This window comes from Gordonia caeni (assembly GCF_039537105.1).
GTDB lineage: Bacteria > Actinomycetota > Actinomycetes > Mycobacteriales > Mycobacteriaceae > Gordonia > Gordonia caeni.
Genome location: NZ_BAAAZW010000008.1, coordinates 59928 through 79480, shown reverse-complemented (window position 1 = coordinate 79480; position 19553 = coordinate 59928). Strand labels below are relative to the sequence as shown.

At 62.3% G+C, this 19553-nt stretch carries 17 protein-coding genes; 9 read left to right on the top strand and 8 right to left on the bottom strand.

All coding sequences use genetic code 11. The annotated features are described in order from the left end of the window. Positions 1 to 80: 80 nt before the first annotated feature. The 8 genes from ABD732_RS13905 to ABD732_RS13870 all read right to left on the bottom strand — a co-directional run bounded on the left by ABD732_RS13905 (position 81) and on the right by ABD732_RS13870 (position 6584). Positions 81 to 665: an antirestriction protein ArdA gene (locus ABD732_RS13905; RefSeq protein WP_052692359.1), complete on the bottom strand. Its 585-nt coding sequence runs from the start codon at positions 663 to 665 to the stop codon at positions 81 to 83. Further along, a complete protein-coding gene (locus ABD732_RS13900; RefSeq protein WP_344784734.1) occupies positions 658 to 1683 on the bottom strand; it encodes a DNA-methyltransferase in 1026 nt (341 codons plus the stop codon). Before ABD732_RS13900 ends, ABD732_RS13905 begins: the two co-directional genes overlap by 8 nt. Beyond that, positions 1680 to 2510, bottom strand: a complete 831-nt coding sequence (locus ABD732_RS13895; protein WP_045536702.1) for a replication-relaxation family protein — start codon at positions 2508 to 2510, stop codon at positions 1680 to 1682. The genes ABD732_RS13900 and ABD732_RS13895 overlap by 4 nt, the downstream gene beginning before the upstream one ends. Before the next feature lie 139 nt (positions 2511 to 2649). Continuing rightward, a complete protein-coding gene (locus tag ABD732_RS13890; protein WP_344784733.1) occupies positions 2650 to 4818 on the bottom strand; it encodes a type IV secretion system DNA-binding domain-containing protein in 2169 nt (722 codons plus the stop codon). Positions 4819 to 5177: 359 nt separating this feature from the next. Then, positions 5178 to 5375 carry a hypothetical protein gene (locus ABD732_RS13885; RefSeq protein ID WP_163847106.1) on the bottom strand — a complete coding sequence of 66 codons (198 nt, stop codon included), beginning with the start codon at positions 5373 to 5375 and terminating at the stop codon, positions 5178 to 5180. Further along, on the bottom strand, positions 5372 to 5902 hold the full coding sequence (locus ABD732_RS13880; RefSeq protein WP_344784728.1) for a hypothetical protein: 531 nt from the start codon (positions 5900 to 5902) through the stop codon (positions 5372 to 5374). The genes ABD732_RS13885 and ABD732_RS13880 overlap by 4 nt, the downstream gene beginning before the upstream one ends. 101 nt (positions 5903 to 6003) lie before the next feature. Next, positions 6004 to 6237, bottom strand: coding sequence for a hypothetical protein (locus ABD732_RS13875; RefSeq protein WP_045536710.1), 234 nt, complete (start codon positions 6235 to 6237; stop codon positions 6004 to 6006). Continuing rightward, a complete protein-coding gene (locus tag ABD732_RS13870; RefSeq protein WP_045536712.1) occupies positions 6234 to 6584 on the bottom strand; it encodes a hypothetical protein in 351 nt (116 codons plus the stop codon). The genes ABD732_RS13875 and ABD732_RS13870 overlap by 4 nt, the downstream gene beginning before the upstream one ends. 149 nt (positions 6585 to 6733) lie before the next feature. On the opposite strand from ABD732_RS13870, the gene ABD732_RS13865 reads away from it, so the two are divergent. From ABD732_RS13865 to ABD732_RS13825, 9 genes are all read left to right on the top strand, one after another. Next, positions 6734 to 7273, top strand: coding sequence for a hypothetical protein (locus ABD732_RS13865; RefSeq protein ID WP_344784724.1), 540 nt, complete (start codon positions 6734 to 6736; stop codon positions 7271 to 7273). Positions 7274 to 7363: 90 nt separating this feature from the next. Next, positions 7364 to 7684, top strand: a complete 321-nt coding sequence (locus ABD732_RS13860) for a hypothetical protein (RefSeq protein WP_344784722.1) — start codon at positions 7364 to 7366, stop codon at positions 7682 to 7684. A gap of 137 nt (positions 7685 to 7821) precedes the next feature. Continuing rightward, complete coding sequence (locus tag ABD732_RS13855) at positions 7822 to 10254, top strand: type I restriction-modification system subunit M (RefSeq protein ID WP_344784720.1); 2433 nt, start codon at positions 7822 to 7824, stop codon at positions 10252 to 10254. Next, positions 10251 to 11483 (top strand): restriction endonuclease subunit S, encoded by a 1233-nt coding sequence (locus tag ABD732_RS13850; protein ID WP_344784718.1) that lies wholly within the window; start codon positions 10251 to 10253, stop codon positions 11481 to 11483. The genes ABD732_RS13855 and ABD732_RS13850 overlap by 4 nt, the downstream gene beginning before the upstream one ends. After that, positions 11480 to 12424 carry a GIY-YIG nuclease family protein gene (locus ABD732_RS13845; RefSeq protein ID WP_344784716.1) on the top strand — a complete coding sequence of 315 codons (945 nt, stop codon included), beginning with the start codon at positions 11480 to 11482 and terminating at the stop codon, positions 12422 to 12424. Before ABD732_RS13850 ends, ABD732_RS13845 begins: the two co-directional genes overlap by 4 nt. Beyond that, a complete protein-coding gene (locus ABD732_RS13840; protein ID WP_344784714.1) occupies positions 12417 to 15503 on the top strand; it encodes a type I restriction endonuclease subunit R in 3087 nt (1028 codons plus the stop codon). The genes ABD732_RS13845 and ABD732_RS13840 overlap by 8 nt, the downstream gene beginning before the upstream one ends. Further along, the gene (locus ABD732_RS13835; protein ID WP_344784712.1) at positions 15490 to 16212 is read left to right on the top strand and encodes a M48 family metallopeptidase; all 723 of its coding nucleotides are present in this window, start codon (positions 15490 to 15492) and stop codon (positions 16210 to 16212) included. Before ABD732_RS13840 ends, ABD732_RS13835 begins: the two co-directional genes overlap by 14 nt. Then, positions 16209 to 17438, top strand: coding sequence for an SIR2 family protein (locus ABD732_RS13830; protein WP_344784710.1), 1230 nt, complete (start codon positions 16209 to 16211; stop codon positions 17436 to 17438). Before ABD732_RS13835 ends, ABD732_RS13830 begins: the two co-directional genes overlap by 4 nt. After that, positions 17435 to 19147, top strand: coding sequence for an ATP-binding protein (locus ABD732_RS13825; RefSeq protein WP_344784708.1), 1713 nt, complete (start codon positions 17435 to 17437; stop codon positions 19145 to 19147). Before ABD732_RS13830 ends, ABD732_RS13825 begins: the two co-directional genes overlap by 4 nt. Positions 19148 to 19553: the final 406 nt, after the last annotated feature.

Below are 19553 nucleotides of genomic sequence, written 5' to 3'. Positions count from 1 at the left end.
TTCCTCGGGGTGGTGCGACCGGTGAAGGCGGAATGCTTTCACTGCTGCGGCCGCAGGCCCCCGACGAAGGGGCCTGTTCGTTACGGGATGGTGAAGACATGGACGCGGGCGTCTGATGAGGGCTCGAAGTGCACATCACCGGACAGTTCGGCGTCGCGGGCGAAGCCGGCGTAGTCGATCGACACGTAGCCACGCAGCGCGTCGGGCACCGCCGCGTCGATCGCGGTCTCGAGGCCGTCGTGCAGCACCTCGCGCGCCCAGTCCTCGGGTGAGTCGTAGTCGCCGGAGTAGGAGTCGGTAAAGGCATCGAGCATGCCGGGATCGGCATCGTGGAGCTGCGCGTAGGCGGCGAAGGCTGGGCCGTACTCGGCGATACCACGTGCCACGCGGCCCACGATGTCGAGCTGTTCGTGTTCGCCGACCTGGAAGGCGCCGAACTCGTCGTAGTCGAAGATGCCGTACTCCTCGACGTCCGGTTCGTGGCTACTGGCCAAGGTGCGCTCAACTGCGGCGCGGAGTTCCTCGTCGGTGACGGCGGCATCGATCCAGTCGCCATGCAGGTGTCCGGCGTTGTAGCCGGCCAGGCTGCCGACCCAGATGCGCGGCCGCAGCCTGGGTTGCTGCTCACGTTCGTTGTGTTGTGCTGGTTGATGGTGTTCATTCATGGATCACCTCCTTTCGTTGACCGGTCGCGCGCTCACCGTCGATGCGGTCGGCGGCCAGCGCGACATAGTCGGGGTTGATGTCGATGCCGAGCCAGTCACGGCCGAGGCTTTCGGCGGCGATGGCCGTGGTTCCGGAGCCGAGGAACGGGTCCAGTACGAGCCCCGGTTCGCTCGCTGCGTCGCACTGGCACCGCGCCCGCAACGCCAGACGGGTGGCGACAGCACCAAGCCTGTGCACCGGACGCCGGTAGGCCGCACGGCACCGGCTGCAGCGCCGTTCCGGGCAGCCGGCCCGGATCATGCGCTCAGCCAGCCGGATCGGGAAGGTCGCGAAATGCGGCCCCCGATAGCTACTGACGGCCAGCTGCCAGACGTCTCCGGGATTCTTGCCGAGCGGATGGCCCACCAGCCCGGCCGCGTGCAGTGTGACCAGTCCTCGATCGCCGTCACTGTTCGGTCCCAGCCAGGCGGGTCGGTTCGGCTTCCGTGATGCTGGCCGCGTCGGCGTCTTGCGTTTCGGTGGGCGGCTGACATGTGGCTCGCGGACGGCGTCGAGGTCGAAGAAGTAGCGCGGAGACCTGGCAAGCACGTAGATGAACTCGTGTTTGGTGGCCAGTCGATCCGACACGCTGGTCGGGACGGTGTTGGTCTTGGCCCACACGATCTTGTTGCGCACCAACCAGCCGTCGTCGAGCAGGCGCAGCGCCAGACGTTCCGGCCCGAGCAGTAGGCTTTTGCGCGCGGCGCCCTCGGCTGGTTTGACGCTGTAGCTGTCGCCCAGGTTCAGCCAGATCGTCCCAGTCGGCACGAGTACGCGCCGCAGCTCTGACATGAGCTGCTGTAGTTGGTCGACCCAACGGTCGACGTGCGCCTCGAGCCCGAGCTGATCGGCATGACCGTAGTCACGCAGCCGGAAGTAGGGCGGGCTGGTCACCACGCAGTCAACCGAGTCATCCGGCAGCTGGCGGACACGATCGAGCGCGTCACCGAGGAGGATCCGGTTCCGCGGCGCGATCATGAGTCGCCCCCGGCAAGGACCTGCGTCAATGTTGCGGGGGTGGCGTAGCGGAACATCGCCGAGGCCAGCCCCTGACGGCGATCGATCGCGGTGCGCAGCTTCGTGACCCGCTCAGTCGTTGTCAGCAGCCACACGACCAACGGGAAGCTGCCATGGCGATCCTGCTCGGTTCCGCTGCGGCGGTAATCCTCGTAGTACTGACACTTGCGCAGCAGGGTCGGCAGCGACTCGGTGCCAAGATCGACCTCGATGAACATACGATCGATGAAATCGGCGGTGGTGATCACGGCCGACAGGTCCGGCTGCAGCCAGCGCGGCCCCCCACCCGGTCCCAGATACTTGCGCCACGACGCCGGCTCAACTTCGACGGCGACACTCTCGATGGCTTCGATGCGGCGATGCTGACACAGCAACACATGAACATCGGCGACTGCCAGACAGTGGCGCAGGAACCGCTCGGACGGCTCGGTACCGCGACGCCGCTTGGCATCGCCGTAGACGATCCTCGACCCGGCAGCCGTGAGCCGCCAGATCGTCACCGCGCTACCCGACCCAAGGCCGCCGACCCGCCGCTCAAGCGGCGCGATCAGACCGTCACGCCCGAGGCGGGACAGGACCCGCCGGGTAACCCTGGCACCGGTCGATGCTGTCTCGTGGTCGACGAAACAGAACTGCTGAACCTGATGTGTCGTCAGGTAGCGATGGTCGGCAATCATCTGCAGGACGTCGCGATCACGGTCAGACAGACGCTCGGCCAGGCGCGCCAACTGGCGGGCACCGACCCGACGACCCGCGCCGCGCGGAGTGGCTTCGGACGACGGAGTCACCGAAGTATTCGTTGCCCCAGTTCCAGGAAACTCGCCGCTGACCTGCGCACGTACGGCATCGCCATCAGGGGCGGACGGTACGCCGAGCGGTATACCTGCCCCGGGGTGTAGACCGACTGTGTGACCGGTCGCTGAGCAGTCATGCCTCACCTCCGGCGCGGCGGCTCCGGCCGAACGACTCGTCCGCCGGGGTGTTTCGCGTCCAGCCGCCGATGGCCAGCAATTCGGCCTCGACCTCGCCGAGCGGACGACCGTAGCGATTGCGAGAGCGGCGACGAAGGTGTGCGGCCGACTGAATCTTCGGTGGCAGCGGATGGGTTCGGATCGTGCACCACGGCATCCGGTCACCCTCGACCAACAGCGACGCCTGAGCGGTAAAGGCGGGCAACTCCTGGAAGTCGCGGGCAGTAAGGGCGCCGTTGGTGGTGGCGGCGATGTCCTTGGCGTCTTGCGGACTGAGCTGGAAACATACCCGGCTGCGGGCGTGAGCCATCACCGCTTGGCGCATCGACGGGGTCAGCTGAGTGAGCGACTGGTGCGCCAACGCTGCGAACGCCACCCCGAGACCACGAGCCCGCCCGAGCGCATCGACCAGGTCACCGAGTCGGACGATCTCCTGGAACTCGTCGAGGTACAGCATCACCGGATGTCGCTGCGACTGCGGCACGCGGGTGCGTTCCTGTGCCGTCTGCCAGATCAACGCGAGCAGGATCGAGCCCATCAGGCGGGCACCCTCCGGTCCCAGCTCCGCACTCCCCAGCGAGATGACCACGATGGGCCGCCGATCCGGTTCGAGAAACAACTCCCGCAACGCGAACCTCGGGTCGGCCTGCCCGAACATGGCCCGCAGCGATGGACGCAGGGTCAGGATCGGGTCGAGCTTGTTGCGCAGCGGTGCGATAACATGCGTGCGCTCGGCATCAGACAAAGCTTCGAAGTGCGCCCAGAACGCCCCGAGTCCCAACGGATCGGCGCCGGTGACCTTGGCGACCAGTGGCCGCCGCACCGCGGGATTCGACAACATCATCGGCACCATCGCCAGCGAACAGCCGCCCACCCGGGCGAGAGACAGTAGGCATGCGTGCAGCAGGTCGCTACTGCGGGGACCGAGCTGATCACCGTAGAGGCTCTTGAACACCCCGAAGATCACATCGGCCGACCGCTCCGGCTGACCGTCGTCGAACACCGATACCCCGAAAGGGTGAGTATCGGCGGGGTCGACCACCACGATGTCGTCATGCCGCGTTGGATCGACGCGCTCGAGGAAGTCGGTGCAGGCGTCGCCCTTTCCGTCGATGAGTACCACCGACCGCCCGGCGGCCGCGTCGGCCAGTGCCAGATTCACCAGCATGGTCGACTTGCCGGTCCCCATCGGGCCGATCACGTGCATCACGCGCTTGGCCTCCTCGACCCCCTGGCCGACCGGGCGGTCACGATCGAGCACCGAGTCCCCCAGGATGCGGCCAGCCCGCGGAACTCGTGCAGCAACCGGAAGTCGTCGAGGATGAGGCGACGGCACCCCTGGCAACTCCACATCCTTCGGACCGATCGGCCAACCCAGCAGCGCCGTCAACTCCGTGACCCCGAGCTCACTGGGCCACCACAGAGGATCGCGCGCCTCGTCGAGCGACCGCAACGACGACCGTTTCAGCTGCAGCGCTACCCCCGGCGCTTCCAGACCACGTAGCGGCGCCGCCACGTCCCCGACCAGCCGCTGCGCCCGGGCACGATCACGAGCACGCACACCGATCCGCACTTCACACGAGAACCGATGCTCACCGAACTTGGCGTTATCCCGTGTCCGCTGACGACTGGGTGCACCGGCGATCAGGCGCGGACGGTGACGCGGACCGAGAATCACCTGCAACCGCACCAGTTCGCCGTGATCCGCACCGGACAGGCCCGCAAGTACGCCACGAGCCACCTGGTCGGTCGCACCCACTGTCAACGCGGCCCGCTGATGCCCCGGCAAACGCACCGCCACGGCAGCCGTCGAGCTCGCAGGGCTACGACCGGCCACCACACGCAGCCCGACCAGATGCACAGACATCGCGGCGACCGCGCGGCCGGCAGCTGCAGGCTCGGCACCGAGGAACCAGGTGACCCCGCCGGCTTCGCCACGCGCTTCCAGGACCAGACGCGGCTGACCACTCAGACCAGCCAGTGCGCTGACGGCTGCCCGCGCCGCCTCGACCGGAAGCGGGGAGGGAAGCTCCAGCTGGGTCCACGAGAGCGATCCACAGCTACTCATCGGAGCCCTCCACGTCCTGGCGAGCATGTCGTTCGGCCTGAGCTTCGCGTTCGGCATCGGCCATCGCCATGGCGATGATCGCCCGCGCGATCTTGCGCACGTCGGGCTGCTCGCGTCGCTCGGAATGGACGATGATCTGTCGACTGTGCCGAGCGCGTTTCAGCCCGCTGCGACGAGCCGCCCTCCGATCGGCTCGATAGGGCGCATTCTTGCTCGCGCCGTTCTCGTCATTGTGTGTAGTTGACATGGATCTACCTCCTTCCCGAATTAGGTGATGGACCGACTTTCACAATGCGTTTCGAAATAGAAATGCAAGTCGTGCGGCAGACTATGAACGCATTGCACGAAAATCGCAAGGGTAAATGTGGCGTCGTTGACAATTCCGCAACACCGGTCGGAATAGCACTCACGGGAAATCACCAGCCCCTGAATTTCGAGGAGATTCTCCACCACACGAATGCGCCGACACCCGCTACGAACGCGATGATGCACAGGTACACCCAGATGGCCTTGAGGATGCTGACCGCCCCGTACAGCGCCATCGCCGCGAGCAGCAGCCCGAGGCACACGTCCACAAGACGGCTGCCGATCCGTCCCGGATCGCCGCCACTCATGGCAGTCGCCGAATCTCAGCAAGCAGGCCCGACACGAGCCCAGCCTCATGGCAGGTTGCGACGAAACGCCCCTGGTCGAGCGGGAACCGTCCGATGACGCCCATGAGGAAGATCTGGCCCACCAGATCAGCGGTCATCAGCTCGTACGGCAGACTGCCCTTGCCGAAACCGGCCAAAGACAGCTCATCGAGATGCCACTGCGCAAGCTCCAACTCGTCGTCGAGGTTGAAGCTCAACCCCAGCCGCACATGATGCACGTCGTGGTAGTAGCGGAACCGGACGTTGTCATCGGGTGCCTCGTAGATCGTCGACTCGCAGAACAGGCTGCTCACCGGCAACGGATCACCCGTCTCGGTCGAACGCGCAAAAGCACCACGGAGCTGCTGATACGTGCTCGGCGCAGTGGCGACACCGATCCAACCGAAGCCCAGCTCATCACGGGTGCGCTCGGCCTGCTCGCGAACGAAGCGTGTCAGCTCAGCGCGGCCGACGTGCAACTCGGATCTCGTAGGGTGGGAGGTGGTCATGACGTGACTCCTTGACGGGTTCATTGGCGTGAAGTGGTTGAGAAGTGATGTGGCCGATCTGGCCTGGTCGGGCGCCTGCCAGCACCCGACCAGGCCTCCAACTATCGAGACGGCGGCGGGTTGAAGCGGTCGCACTGAGCGGCCTCGATCATCTGCTCCAGCGCCGACTGCGCCAGGTGATTGATCCGCAGTTCGGCCAGCCGACGTGCCCGAGCCGCCTGCGCGATCTCAGCACGGCGCTCGGCCTCATATCGCGCGATCCGCCAGCGCCACCACGCCCAATACAAGACCAGCACCACAGCGGCGATCAGCGCGAGCACCACCAGCGTGCTCATCGCCGGTTCACCGCACGCGCGGTATCGGCGACCGCCTGCCCCATCCCGATGACCGTCATCGTCTTGATGAAGTCCAGGTCACCGGACGCCGCAGGTGCAGCCAGTGCAAGCTGCTGCTGCACCTGCGCCACCAAGGCTGCCTGCTGCATGGCGTAGGCGCCGGTGCGGGCGATGGCATCGACCTTGGCCTGCTGAACCTCGCCGGCTGCGGCGATCGTGGCCGACCGGAGTTCGGTCGACTGGTCGATCGCGGCCAGCTCCCGCGCCGTTTGGCGCGAGAGTCGACCACCCGAGGCGGACGGGGAGGGAACGATGGACTGCTGCGTGTAGCGCTCGATAGCCGACATGGCACGAGCTCCTTTCGGTGAATCGGAATTCGCCAGGCTGTTTGCACTGACACGAACACCGTCGCAACAACGGGCACGGCATCGAGAGAATCGGAAAGGAATCGGAACACAGCTCCACGCACCAGTACGCTCACTTCAGGAGGTGACAGGTGAACGAAGCACGGCGGCACAATGCCGCAGATCTCACCGATGACCTGCTGTTCATGCGTAAGGGGTCTGGGTTTACCGCCACGCGGATCGTCGACGCAGGCACGCTCCGCCACGTACTCGGGGGAGGCGACGAGCCGTTCGACAACCTGCGTGACCGGTTCATCTCGGCGATCCAGTCCCTACGAGACCCTGAGCCGGACCTGCTGCTGGCCGCGTACGGTCTCGCACCGGGTTACGGCGATCTGCCCATGCTCCGGCAACGACGCGAACGGTACGGCCACACTATCGATCGCAAGGTCGACACCGTCGCCGACCGCGAAGATGCCGCGATCGAACACCTGCGAGTCCAGCTCCTGACCGGCTGGTACACCCAGTCACCCGTCTCGGCCCGTATACCGGAGATGCACAACGGCATCATCCAAGAATCCGTCCATGTCTCCACCCTGGTCGTCGATCGGAAGTGGCAGCAGACCCGCGAGCACTACCGCTTCATGGCTCTGTTCGACGAAGCCGACTACATCGCAATCAGCAGCTCCTAACCGGGACGCCCTATCCCCGAGGGCGACTTCACAGTAAAGACCGTTCGAGTGGGTCAGAGCTACAGTCACCAGTTCTGGCACAACGGCCCCATGAAACGGGGACGTACCTACGACCTGCGATTCCGACTGGTCCCAGACGACGACTACGGCCAGCCCGAAGCGATCATCGAAGAGGCACGCGCCTTCCACGAACGCACCCTCACCGCCACAATCGAGGTCGAGTTCCACGGCCCGACACCCGAACAGATCTGGAGCTACGAACGCCTGACGTACTTCGAACGCCCCGGCTCGCCGAGGCACGGCCGCATTCTTGATCCATCCGAGGGCAACGTGGTGCGCTCGCAGACCCACGACCAGTACGGCGGACTGTTCACAGGGATCGCATGGAACTGGCGTGCCGAAACGCAGTGACCGTGCAGACGGATGTCACCCCCCTCTGGCATGCTCAATCCCGGCGTGCAACGCGGCCGTACGTTGCTCGCACAAATGTTCGAATATTGGTACAATAGGCAGCATATATGCCTACAGACACAACAGGAAGACCAGCTGTGGCGCTCAAGAAGTCGGATCTCTACTCATCACTGTGGGCGAGCTGCGACCAGCTTCGTGGCGGTATGGACGCCAGCCAGTACAAGGATTACATCCTGACGTTGCTGTTCGTGAAGTACGTCTCCGACAAGGCCAAGACCGACGCGAACAGCCTCATTGAGGTGCCCGAGGGTGGCTCGTTCGACGACATGCTCGCCGCCAAGGGCGACAAGGAGATCGGCGACCGCTTCAACAAGATTATCGCCCGCCTCGCCGAAGCCAACGACCTACGCAACGTCATCGACCAGGCCGACTTCAACGACGAAGAGAAGCTCGGCAAAGGCAAGGAGATGCAGGACCGTCTCTCCAAGCTGATCACCATCTTCAACGACCTCGACTTCCGCGGCTCACGCGCCGAGGGCGACGACCTGCTCGGCGACGCCTACGAATACCTGATGCGCCACTTCGCCACCGAATCCGGCAAGTCCAAGGGCCAGTTCTACACGCCGGCCGAAGTCTCCCGCATCCTCGCCAAAGTGGTCGGCATCGGACCGAACACCCGCCAGGACCAGACCGTCTACGACCCCGCCTGCGGGTCCGGCTCGCTGCTGCTCAAAGCTGCCGCCGAAGCGCCGCGCGGCATGACGATCTACGGCCAGGAGAAGGACAACGCCACCTGGGCGCTGTCCAGGATGAACATGATCCTGCACGGTAACGAGATCGCTGAGATCGAAAAGGGCGACACCATCACCAGCCCACAGTTCACCAAGGGTGACCGGCTGCGGACCTTCGACTACATCGTCATGAACCCACCGTTCTCGGTGAAGTCCTGGAACAACGGCCTCGAACACGACTACGGTCGCTTCGAGTACGGTCGCCCGCCCGAGAAGAACGGTGACTACGCCTTCCTACTCCACGCGCTCACCTCACTCAAGAGCACCGGCAAAGCAGCGATCATCCTGCCGCACGGTGTGCTGTTTCGCGGCAACGCTGAGGCGACGATCCGCACCCGTCTACTCAAGCAGGGCTTTATCAAGGGCGTCATCGGCCTACCGGCAAACCTATTTTACGGCACCGGCATTCCGGCCTGCGTGGTGATCCTCGACAAGGAGAACGCCCAGGCCCGCACCGGCGTCTTCATGATCGACGCATCCAAGGGCTTCATGAAGGACGGCAATAAGAACCGTCTGCGCAGCCAGGACATCCACAAAATCGTCGATACCTTCAACAAGCAGATCGAGATCGACCGCTATTCGCGCATGGTGCCGATAAGCGAGATCGCCGATCCCAAGAACGACTACAACCTCAACATTCCGCGCTACATCGACTCCTCTGACCCCGAAGACCTACAAGACCTCAGCGCCCACCTGCACGGCGGCATCCCCGACCGCGACCTCGACGCACTCCAGCACTACTGGGACGCGTTCCCACAGCTGCGCAGCCAGATCTTCACACCGAACCGCCCCGGCTACAGCGACCTCGCCATTGACGTCAGCACCGTGCAGCAAGCCATCTTCGACGCACCCGGCTTCCATAAGCTCCGCGATGAAGCGACCAGCATTGTCGAGGACTGGTTTGCCACGCACCGCGACACGCTGGCCGGCATCACTGCCGACACGAAGCCGAACGACCTCATCGCGACCATCAGCGACGACCTGCTGGAGCGTTTCAAGCCGATGCCGCTGCTCGACGAGTACGACGTCTACGAGCAACTCATGACCTACTGGCACGACACGATGCACGACGACGTCTACCTGGTTATGGCCGACGGCTGGCTGAATGCCGCCACACCGCGCAAGACCATCGAGGATAAGGAGCGCAAGCTCTCCGAGACGCCCGACCTGGTGGTCGGCTCCGGCCGTAGCGCCACCAAGTACAAGATGGACCTCATCCCGCCAGCACTGATCGTGGCGCGCTACTTCGCCGACGAACAGACCGCCATCGACAACCTCACCGCGGCAGCCGAAGAAGCCACCAGAGTAGTCGACGAGTACATCGAGGACCACGCTGTCGAAGACGGACTACTCGCAGACGCCATGGACGACGACAAGATCTCCAAGGCACTCGTCGCCGCACGCCTAAAGGCAATCAAGACCGGCGGCGATCCCGACGAGGTCAAAGCGTTGCAGAACGCAACCAAGCTGTACAACACCGAAGCCGCCGCCAAGAAAGCAGTCAAGGACGCCCAGGGCGAACTCGACCTCACCACGCTCAAGAAGTACGGCGACCTGACCGAAGACGACATCAAGACGCTGGTACTCGACGACAAATGGCGGACGACCGTCGTGCACCGCGTCTCGGACGAAGTCGAAGCACTGACGCTTGACCTGGTTGCGCGTATTCAGCAGCTTGGCGTGCGGTATGCCGCGACAGTGAGAGATCTAGACTCCGAGCTTGATCGGCTCGAAGCCAAGGTCGCCGACCACCTGGCTGCAATGGGGGTCGGAGAATGAGTTCAACGGTTCGACTCCGTGAAGTCGGCAGTACCTACGGCGGCCTAACAGGAAAAACCAAGGCCGACTTCGGACGAGGAGATGCTCGGTTTGTAACGTTCCTGGAAGTCATTAACAGTACGCGACTAAGTGGTCGTGCACTCGAACAAGTTCAGGTAAAGAAAGGTGAGCGGCAGAACAGCGTCAAGCGCGGAGATGTGTTATTCAACGGGTCCTCCGAGACGCCGGAAGAGGTTGCGCTATCCGCGGTGGTGGATTTTGACCCCAATATTTCCACGTTCTTGAACAGCTTCTGCTTTGGTTTTCGACTGCGGCCAGACGCTGCGGTTGATTCAACATATCTTGCATACTTCTTTCGGTCTACTGCCGGAAGGTCGCTCGTTTCGTCTCTCGCACAAGGGGCGACACGCTATAATATCGCGAAGACGAAGTTCCTTGACGTCGAGCTCGCCCTGCCGTCGATTGAGCGTCAGCGCGAGATCGTGGAGTGGCTGAAAGACGCCGACGACCTAATCGCTACCCTCGAACGTCTCATCGCCAAGAAGCAGGCGATCAAGCAGGGCATGATGCAGCAGCTCCTGACCGGTCGCACCCGCCTTCCCGGGTTCACGGCGCCCTGGCGCGAGACGACCTGGGGAGACGTCGCTGGGACGATCTCGAGTGGTTCAACCCCTCGACGATCGCGCCGCGACTTTTGGAACGGCTCGATCCCTTGGGTGACAAGTACTGAGTTGAAGCGCGGAGTGATTCGTCGAATTCCGCAAACCATCACCGAGGCCGGTCTCCTTGCAGCGAACCTGACCATATGGCCGAGGGGAACCTTTCTGATGGCCATCACTGGACTGGAAGCGGCTGGCACGCGTGGCAGCTGCGGAATTCTCGGCACCGCCGCCGCGACCAATCAGTCATGCATGGCCATCTTGCCAAGCGAGTACTTAGATACATCGTTCCTGTTCTTTCACTACCTCCTGCGTGGGGAGGAACTAGCGTTCCGGTACACACAGGGTACTAAGCAACAGAGCTACACGGCGGGTGTGGTGCGTACTCTTCCGATCTGGTTGCCAACCGACATCAACGAACAGCGTGCGATCGCTACGGCCCTGTTAGACGCTAACGCAGAGATCGAGGCGCTCCAGACTCGTCATGAAAAGGCCCGCGCCATCAAGACCGGCATGATGCAGCAACTCCTGACCGGCCGCACACGGCTGCCTGTGGAGGCTGTCTCGTGAGTGCCGGTAAATCAGTCCGTCTGTTCCTAGCTGACGGCACACCCGGTGGCTTACTGACCGCCGAGATTATGAACTGGACCGGTCATGTTGTGGCTGCTCCGCGCTCGGACCTTGCGGCACTGTTGAAGCGTCCCGAGGCGACCCGCACCGGCATCTACATTTTGCTTGGCGATGACCCGGACAGCCTCGGCGGCCAGTTGGCCTATATCGGCGAGGGTGACGACGTCAGCAAGCGCCTGTATCAGCACGCTCGCTCGGAAGACCAGAACGGCAAAGATTTCTGGGATCGAGCCATTGTGCTGACCAGTAAAGACGCGAACCTGACCAAGGCGCACGCCCGCTATCTGGAAAGTCGGTTTATCGCGCTGGCCTTGCAGGCCAGCAGAGCGCGGCTCACCAACGGCACCACGCCGCCGCCGATCGTGTTGCCTGAAGCTGACGTGTCGGACATGGAGTACTTCATCGAGCAGGTCAAGATCGCACTGCCAGTCCTCGGAGTGAACATCTTTCGTTCACCGGCAACGACTACGACAGCATCACGAGACGAGGCTGCTAGCACACGGACCGATTCACCGTTGTTCGAGATGACGCTGAAGAAGTCCGGTATTACTGCGTCCGCGCAGGAAGTCGACGGCGAGTTCACCGTGCTCGAAGGCTCCAGCGCCCGATTGAAGTGGACCGGCGGCGAGGGCCACAGCTACACCAGCCTGCGGACGAAGCTGGAGCAGGACGGCACGCTCGTGCCAACGTCCGATGGCTCAGCGATGCGCTTCACCCGCAACCACGTCTTCGCCAGCCCGAGTGCCGCCGCCGCGATCGTAGCCGGGCGCAGTGCCAACGGCCGAGCCGAGTGGCTGGTGAAGAACACGCGAAGAACGTATGGACAGTGGGAAACCGAAGGAGTTGAGGAGGCGATGAAGCAGGAGGTTAGCGATGAGTGATGTAGGACAGATTGAACGGAAAGCTCAGAACCGCGTGGTTGCGCTGTTTCGCGATCAGCTCGGCTACGAATACCTCGGCAACTGGGAGTACCGCGAGGGCAACTCGAACGTCGAGACCGAACTGCTTACGCAGAACCTGCGCGCTCGTGGCTACGACGACAACCTCATCAATCGCGCCCTCGATCAGCTTGGTAGAGCTGCCTCGGTCGGTGCTGGCCACGACCTGTACGAGGCCAACCGCGACGTCTACGGGCTGCTGCGCTACGGCGTGAAGGTCCGTCCTGGCGTGGGTGAGCAGACGGAAACCGTCTGGCTGATCGACTGGAAGAACCCCGAGGCCAACCACTTCGTCGTCGTCGAGGAAGTCACCGTCGCTGGCCAGCACACCAAACGCCCCGACATGGTGCTCTACATCAACGGCCTGGCCCTGGCCACGCTGGAACTCAAGCGATCCAAAGTCGCCGTCTCCGAAGGTATCCGGCAGACGATCGGCAACCAGAAACCGGAGTTCATTCGCTCGTTCTTCTCGACCGTGCAGTTCGTCTTCGCCGGCAACGATGTCGAAGGGCTGCGCTATGGCGTTATCGACACCCCGGAAAAGTATTGGCTGGAGTGGAAAGAACCCTCCGACGTCGCTGACCCGCTCGACCGGGCCTTGCTGCAGATGTGCAGCAAACCGCGCCTACTGGAGCTGATTCACAACTTCATCGTCTTCGACGCTGGCGTCAAGAAGGGTCCACGCCACAACCAGTACTTCGGCGTCAAAGCTGCCCAGGACCGCATCGCCAAGCGCGAGGGTGGCATCATCTGGCATACCCAAGGCTCGGGCAAGTCCCTGACGATGGTGTGGCTGGCCAAGTGGATTCGCGAGAGCCAACCCGACGCCCGCGTGCTGCTGATCACCGACCGCACCGAACTCGACGAGCAGATCGAGAAGGTTTTTGGCGGCGTTAACGAGCAGATCTACCGCACCAAGAGCGGTGCCGATCTCATCAGCACTCTCAATGCCAGCGAGCAGTGGCTGATCTGCTCATTGGTCCACAAGTTCCGTGCTGCCGACAGCGACACCGACGATGACGAGACGACCGCTGACTTCATCAACGAGCTGCACGCGAGCATCCCGAAGGACTTCAGGGCCAAGGGCAACATCTTTGTCTTCGTCGACGAAGCCCACCGCACCCAGTCCGGCAAGATGCACACCGCTATGAAGACACTGCTGCCCGAGGCGATGTTTATCGGTTTCACTGGAACCCCGCTGTTGAAGGCGGACAAGGCCACCAGTATTGAGACCTTCGGCTCGTTCATCCATACCTACAAGTTCGACGAAGCCGTCGCCGACGGTGTGGTGTTGGATCTACAGTACGAAGCCCGCAACATCGACCAGGAGCTGACCAGTCCCGCACAGGTCGACAAATGGTTCGAGGTCAAAACCAAGGGTATGACCGATCTCAGCAAGGCCGAGCTCAAGAAGCGCTGGGGCACCATGCAGAAGGTCGTCTCCAGTGAGCCGCGCGCCAAGCAGATCGTCAACGACATCCTGCTCGACATGGAGACCAAGCCCCGCCTGATGGATGGGCGCGGCAACGCCATGCTCGTTGGCTCCAGCATCTACCAAGCCTGCAAGTTCTACGAAATGTTCGTCGCGGCCGGCTTCAAGGGCAAGTGCGCCATCGTCACCAGCTACACCCCGAACGCCAGCGACATCGCCAAGGAAGACTCCGGCGCGGGCAAGACCGAGAAGATCCGCCAGTACGACATCTACCGCAAGATGCTGGCCGACTACTTCGACGAACCCGAAGACACAGCCGTGAACAAGGTCGAGGAGTTCGATCAAGCCGTCAAACGCCAGTTCATCGAGAACCCCGGCCAGATGCGGCTGTTGATCGTGGTCGACAAGCTACTGACCGGCTTCGACGCGCCTTCGGCCACGTACCTCTATATCGACAAGAAGATGCGCGACCACGGCCTGTTCCAGGCCATCTGCCGCGTCAACCGCCTCGACGGTGACGACAAGGACTACGGCTACATCATCGACTACCAAGACCTCTTCAACTCGCTCGAAGACGCCATCACCGACTACACCTCCGGCGCCCTCGATGGATACGAGAAGAAGGACATCGAGGGACTGCTCTCGGACAGGATCGAGAAGGCCCGCGAGAACCTCGACGAAGCCCTCGAACGTATCCGCGCCCTCGTCGAACCCGTTGCACCACCGAAGAACACGCTGCAATACCAGCAGTATTTCTGCGCGGTGGAGCAGGGCAACGCCGACCAGCTCAAGGCTAACGAGCCCAAGCGCGTCGAGCTGTACAAGGCGGTTGCGGCCGTCACCCGTGCCTACGCCAACCTTGCCAACGACATGACCACCGCTGGCTACAGCGTGACCGAGGCCGAGGCGATCAAGCAGGAAATCGCGCACTATGTCGACGTGCGGGCTGAAGTGAAACTCGGTGCGGGTGAGGACGTCGACTTCAAGCAGTATGAGGCCGGTATGCGGTTCCTGCTCGACACCTACATCCAGGCCGGCGCTTCCGAAGTCGTCTCCAACTTCGAAGACACGGGCCTGATCGATCTGATCGTCAAGCTCGGTGCGGGTGCGATCGACAAGCTGCCTGCCGGAATCAAGAAGGACCCCGAAGCAGTCGCCGAGACGATCACCAACAACATGCGCAAGGTGATCATCGACGAGCACGCGATGAATCCCAAGTACTACGACAAGATGAGCGAACTGCTCGACGCCATCATCGAACAGCGCCGCCAGCGGGCCATCGACTACCAGGAGTACCTGGCCAAGCTCCTCGACGCCGCCAAGCAGCTCGGCACCAAAGAGTCAGACACCAAGTATCCCGACTGGGCTGACAACGGCGCACGACGCGCCCTGATCGACTTTGGCTGGCCCGATCCGGCAATACCGATCCAGGTGGACACCGCGATCTTGACGAGCAAGCCGCACGACTGGGTCGGTAACACGATGAAGGAAAAGGTCGTCAAGCGAGCGATCAGTCGTACGCTGTCCGACGGCTTCGACCGACTCGATGAACTATTTGAACTGGTGAAGGCGCGCGATGAGTACCGCTAACGCCTACCTCACCGTCCGTGGTATCGACATCGACGTCATCTACAAGGACATCAAGAACCTGCACATCGGCGTCTACCCGCCGCTGGGCCGCGTTCGCGTAGCTGCTCCAAACCGGCTCGACGACGACCAGGTGCGCCTGGCCGTGATTCAGCGTCTGCCATGGATCAAGCGGCAGCGCGACAAGCTGCGGTCCGCCGAGCGTCAGTCCGAGCGCGAGATGATCACCGGTGAGTCGCACTATGTGTGGGGTATTCGTCGCCGGCTCAAGGTCGTCGAGCGGCCCGGTCGGGCGCACTTCGAGATCGACGGCGAACGGCTGGTACTCTACGTGCCCGCCGACACCCCGCCCGATAAGCGACGCATCTATCTCGACCAGTGGTACCGCGACCAGCTTCGCCAAGAGATCCCCGACCTCATTGCGAAGTGGGAGCAGACGCTCGACGTGACCGTGCCGAAGTGGACGATTCGCCGCATGAAGACCAAGTGGGGTTCCTGTAACCGCGAGACCCGACACATCTGGTTCAACGCCGAACTCGCCAAGAAGCACCCCGACTGCCTGGAATACATCGTCGTCCACGAGATGACCCACTACTTCGAACGCAACCATGGCGAGAGGTTCACGAGCCTGATGGATCAGTATCTGCCCGATTGGCGCAGCCGACGAGAGCAACTCAACAGGTCTCCGCTGGCACAGGAGGAATGGCAATGAGCGAGAGCCAGAAGTCAGCAGAGGATGAGTTCGTTAAGGCGAAACGGTCAGCGTGGCCGCCTCCTCTCGAGGTTCTCGGCGCATTCACGAGCGGCGCATGGCGCGCCCTGATTGCTAGCGAAAAGGATTCAGAGGAAGTCAAGTCGGTCGTTGCTTCTACCGACGCCGCCTTGCGTGACGAACTCGGGCTCATCGTAAACGCCGAAACCTTGATCGTCCTGGCTGGCTCAGGCACATCCCTCGGAATGACCCAAGCTGATGGCACAAAGAAGGCCCCCAGTATGGGTGACCTTTGGAGCGATGTAAGCGCCCTGCCTGAGTTCTCGGCCGTAGAGGGCAAGCTCAATGCCGACCTTGTAGGCAGCAAGAATCTTGAGCACGTTCTCTCGGACGCCCAAGCCCGACAGGCACTAACCCCAGACGACTCTGACTTGGCGAACTTCGTCGCTGCAGCCGAAGCGAAAGTCCTTGAGCGTTGCAGCTTCGTCGATGCCGACACTGACGTCAATACCCACGAGATCTTCCTTAGGAAGGTCGCGAGGAGGTCAACCCGGCTGCAGCGCACGCAGCTGTTCACTACCAACTACGACCTCGCGTTCGAGTCAGCAGCCCGCCGTGCAAGGTTCAATGTTATCGACGGGTTCGGCTACGGAGGTCACGAGTTCGACGGCGGATCATTCGATCTCGATTACGTGCGCCGACGTCCGAACGAGCAGCTGGCTTTAGAGCCAAGCGTCTTCCACCTGCTGAAACTCCATGGCTCGGTGGACTGGAGCGCGGACGGGGCCGCCGTCCGAAAGGTCTCCGATGCGCCGGAGAATCCGGTGCTTATCTACCCGTCTGCATCGAAGTATCAGCTCTCCTATAAGCAGCCTTACCTCGAGTTCATGTCGCGATTTCAGATCGCGCTTCGTCAGCCTGACGTCGGACTTATCTTGGTGGGTTTCGGTTTCAATGACGATCACCTGAATGCACCAATCGAAGCAGCGCTGCGCAGCAACATCGGACTCCGAGCGGTTGTAGTGACGCCCGGAGCAAGAAACGGTACTCGTGCCGAGTCGATCAAGTGGGTCGAAGATCTCATCAAGCGCGGTGATCGGCGGCTGAGCATGTTCACGGGGACCTTCGATGACTTGGTGCAGCGCCTACCCGACACACCTCCTCAGGAGGAGCGAGACGCCCACGACGAGCGTGTTTCTCCACGCCGGATGGGAGGCAATCGATGAAGCTCCATCCTTTCACCCCTGAACGCCAGGTCGGCGTGATCTACCAGGTGGAGGGATCCTTTGCTGACGTCACCTTCAGTGCCGCGACAAAACTCCCACGCTCGCACTTCGGTGAGTATTTGGGGCGCGGTGAAGTTGGCGAGTTCGTCGTCATTGACGTCGGTGGCACGGCCGCATTTGGGCGTCTTCTTCGAGTTGGATCGACGACCAACAATCTCGATACGCTCACACAGCAAGATCACCGGGTGGCTGTCGAGGGGCGGATTCAGCTCCTGTCTACTCTTCACCTCGACGGCAAGGCGACTCGCGGCATCTTGAGGTATCCGAAAGTTGGCGACCCCGTTTATGCGGCAAGCGCCGAAGCAATCCTGTCAGTTCTTCAAGGCGGAGCCGCCGATCGCAACACCCCACTGATCCTCGGTCGTCTATCCGTGGATGACTCTGTTGAGGTCGCCGTGCCTCTCGCACGCCTCTTTGGACGGCACCTCGCAGTCGTCGGTGCGACGGGATCTGGCAAGAGCTGGACGCTCGGACATCTCGCTGAGAGCGTCGGACGACTCGGCGGCAAGATGATCCTCATCGATGCTACCGGCGAGTTCCACACGCTCGGTGCAAACGCCAAGCATCTCGCGTTCGGTTCCCTGAGCGACGAGCCAAGCGGCACCACGCTAGTCGGCATACCGCACCACCTCATGCGCGAGGCGGATCGGAGCGCATTCATCAACCCATCGAGCGGCACACAATTGCCGAAACTTCGAGAAGCGATCAGGAGTCTGCGACTGGCGCATGCGATTACCGCCGACAACTCGGCGACGGCCGAGCACCAAGCGATCGTCGACACCGAAGGAACCATTAAGAAAGCAGGCCTAAAGATCGCATCCTTTGGCAGCGCAAACAAGGCCTACGGCACCGCCATGGAGGATAGTAATGCCCCGTTCGATCTGAAGCTGCTTGCCCGCCAGATCCAGTGGGAGTGCGTATGGCCCACTGATCGAAACGCCCAGGATCAGTATGGCGGGCTGGACTACACACAAATTGGCTACGTCAGCACGCTAGTCAGTCGCATCAACGACTTGGTCCAGACGGCCGAGATTATGGGAGTCATCGATCCGCCGACGGGAACTAACGATGCCCTCACGGAGATCAAAGATTGGCTCGACGATGCCAATGCGCACGTCCTTCGCATCTCGCTGCGGAACCTGACTTACGCCAATCACCTTCGCGAGATCATCGTGAATATTCTTGGCCAGGCTCTGCTGACGCGCGCACGGAACGATGAATTGAAGGAGATCCCGCTCGTCGTTGCTATCGATGAAGCGCATCAGTTTTTCGACGTCACCGTTGGAGACGAGGTCTCTAGCACGCGCCTGAACGCCTTTGACTCTATCGCGAAGGAGGGTCGCAAGTATGGCCTCACGGTGTGTATGGCAACCCAACGCCCGGGAGACCTCCCTGCCGGAGTACTTAGCCAAGTCGGCATGACGATCGTTCATCGGCTCGCTGACGGACGCGACCGCCAACGAGTGGAGCAGGCCGCCGCCGAACTCGACCATTCGGCTACCCGTCTGTTGCCAGGGTTGGTTCCCGGTGAAGCCATTCTCATGGGTGTCGACTTCCCAGTGCCGGTCAGTGTTCGGATGCAAGCTCCAGTTGCGCCGCCCGCCTCAGATGGACCTCGGTACGACAACTGGGGTAACAGACCGTCGTAAAATGGTGACCAGCGCTATCCAGAGGTCTCTTACTGAGGATCAGCTATTATCAGCCGCACATTCGCATGCCCCATCCCAACCTCCGCCGCAATCGCCTCCGGCTTCAAGCCTTTCGCCCACAGCTCATGAACCCGAGTCTCCTGTTCGGCCGTCACCCTGCGCCGTTGCGGCGGGATGCCGGCCTTGCGCAGGATCATGCGGATCGAGTAGTCGCTGACTCCGTACTTCTCGGCAAGTTGAGCAAGGCTAGTTCCACCGGCGACGTAGGTCGCGACGATCGCCTTCCGGTCTGCGTCATCGATTCTGCCAACGAGTCGGCGTCCCGTGGGCCGGGCCGGAAACGCGACCGGTTCACGGTCTCGTAGGGCAAGGCATCTCTCGAGGAGCGACGGCGCTTCCCGTACGT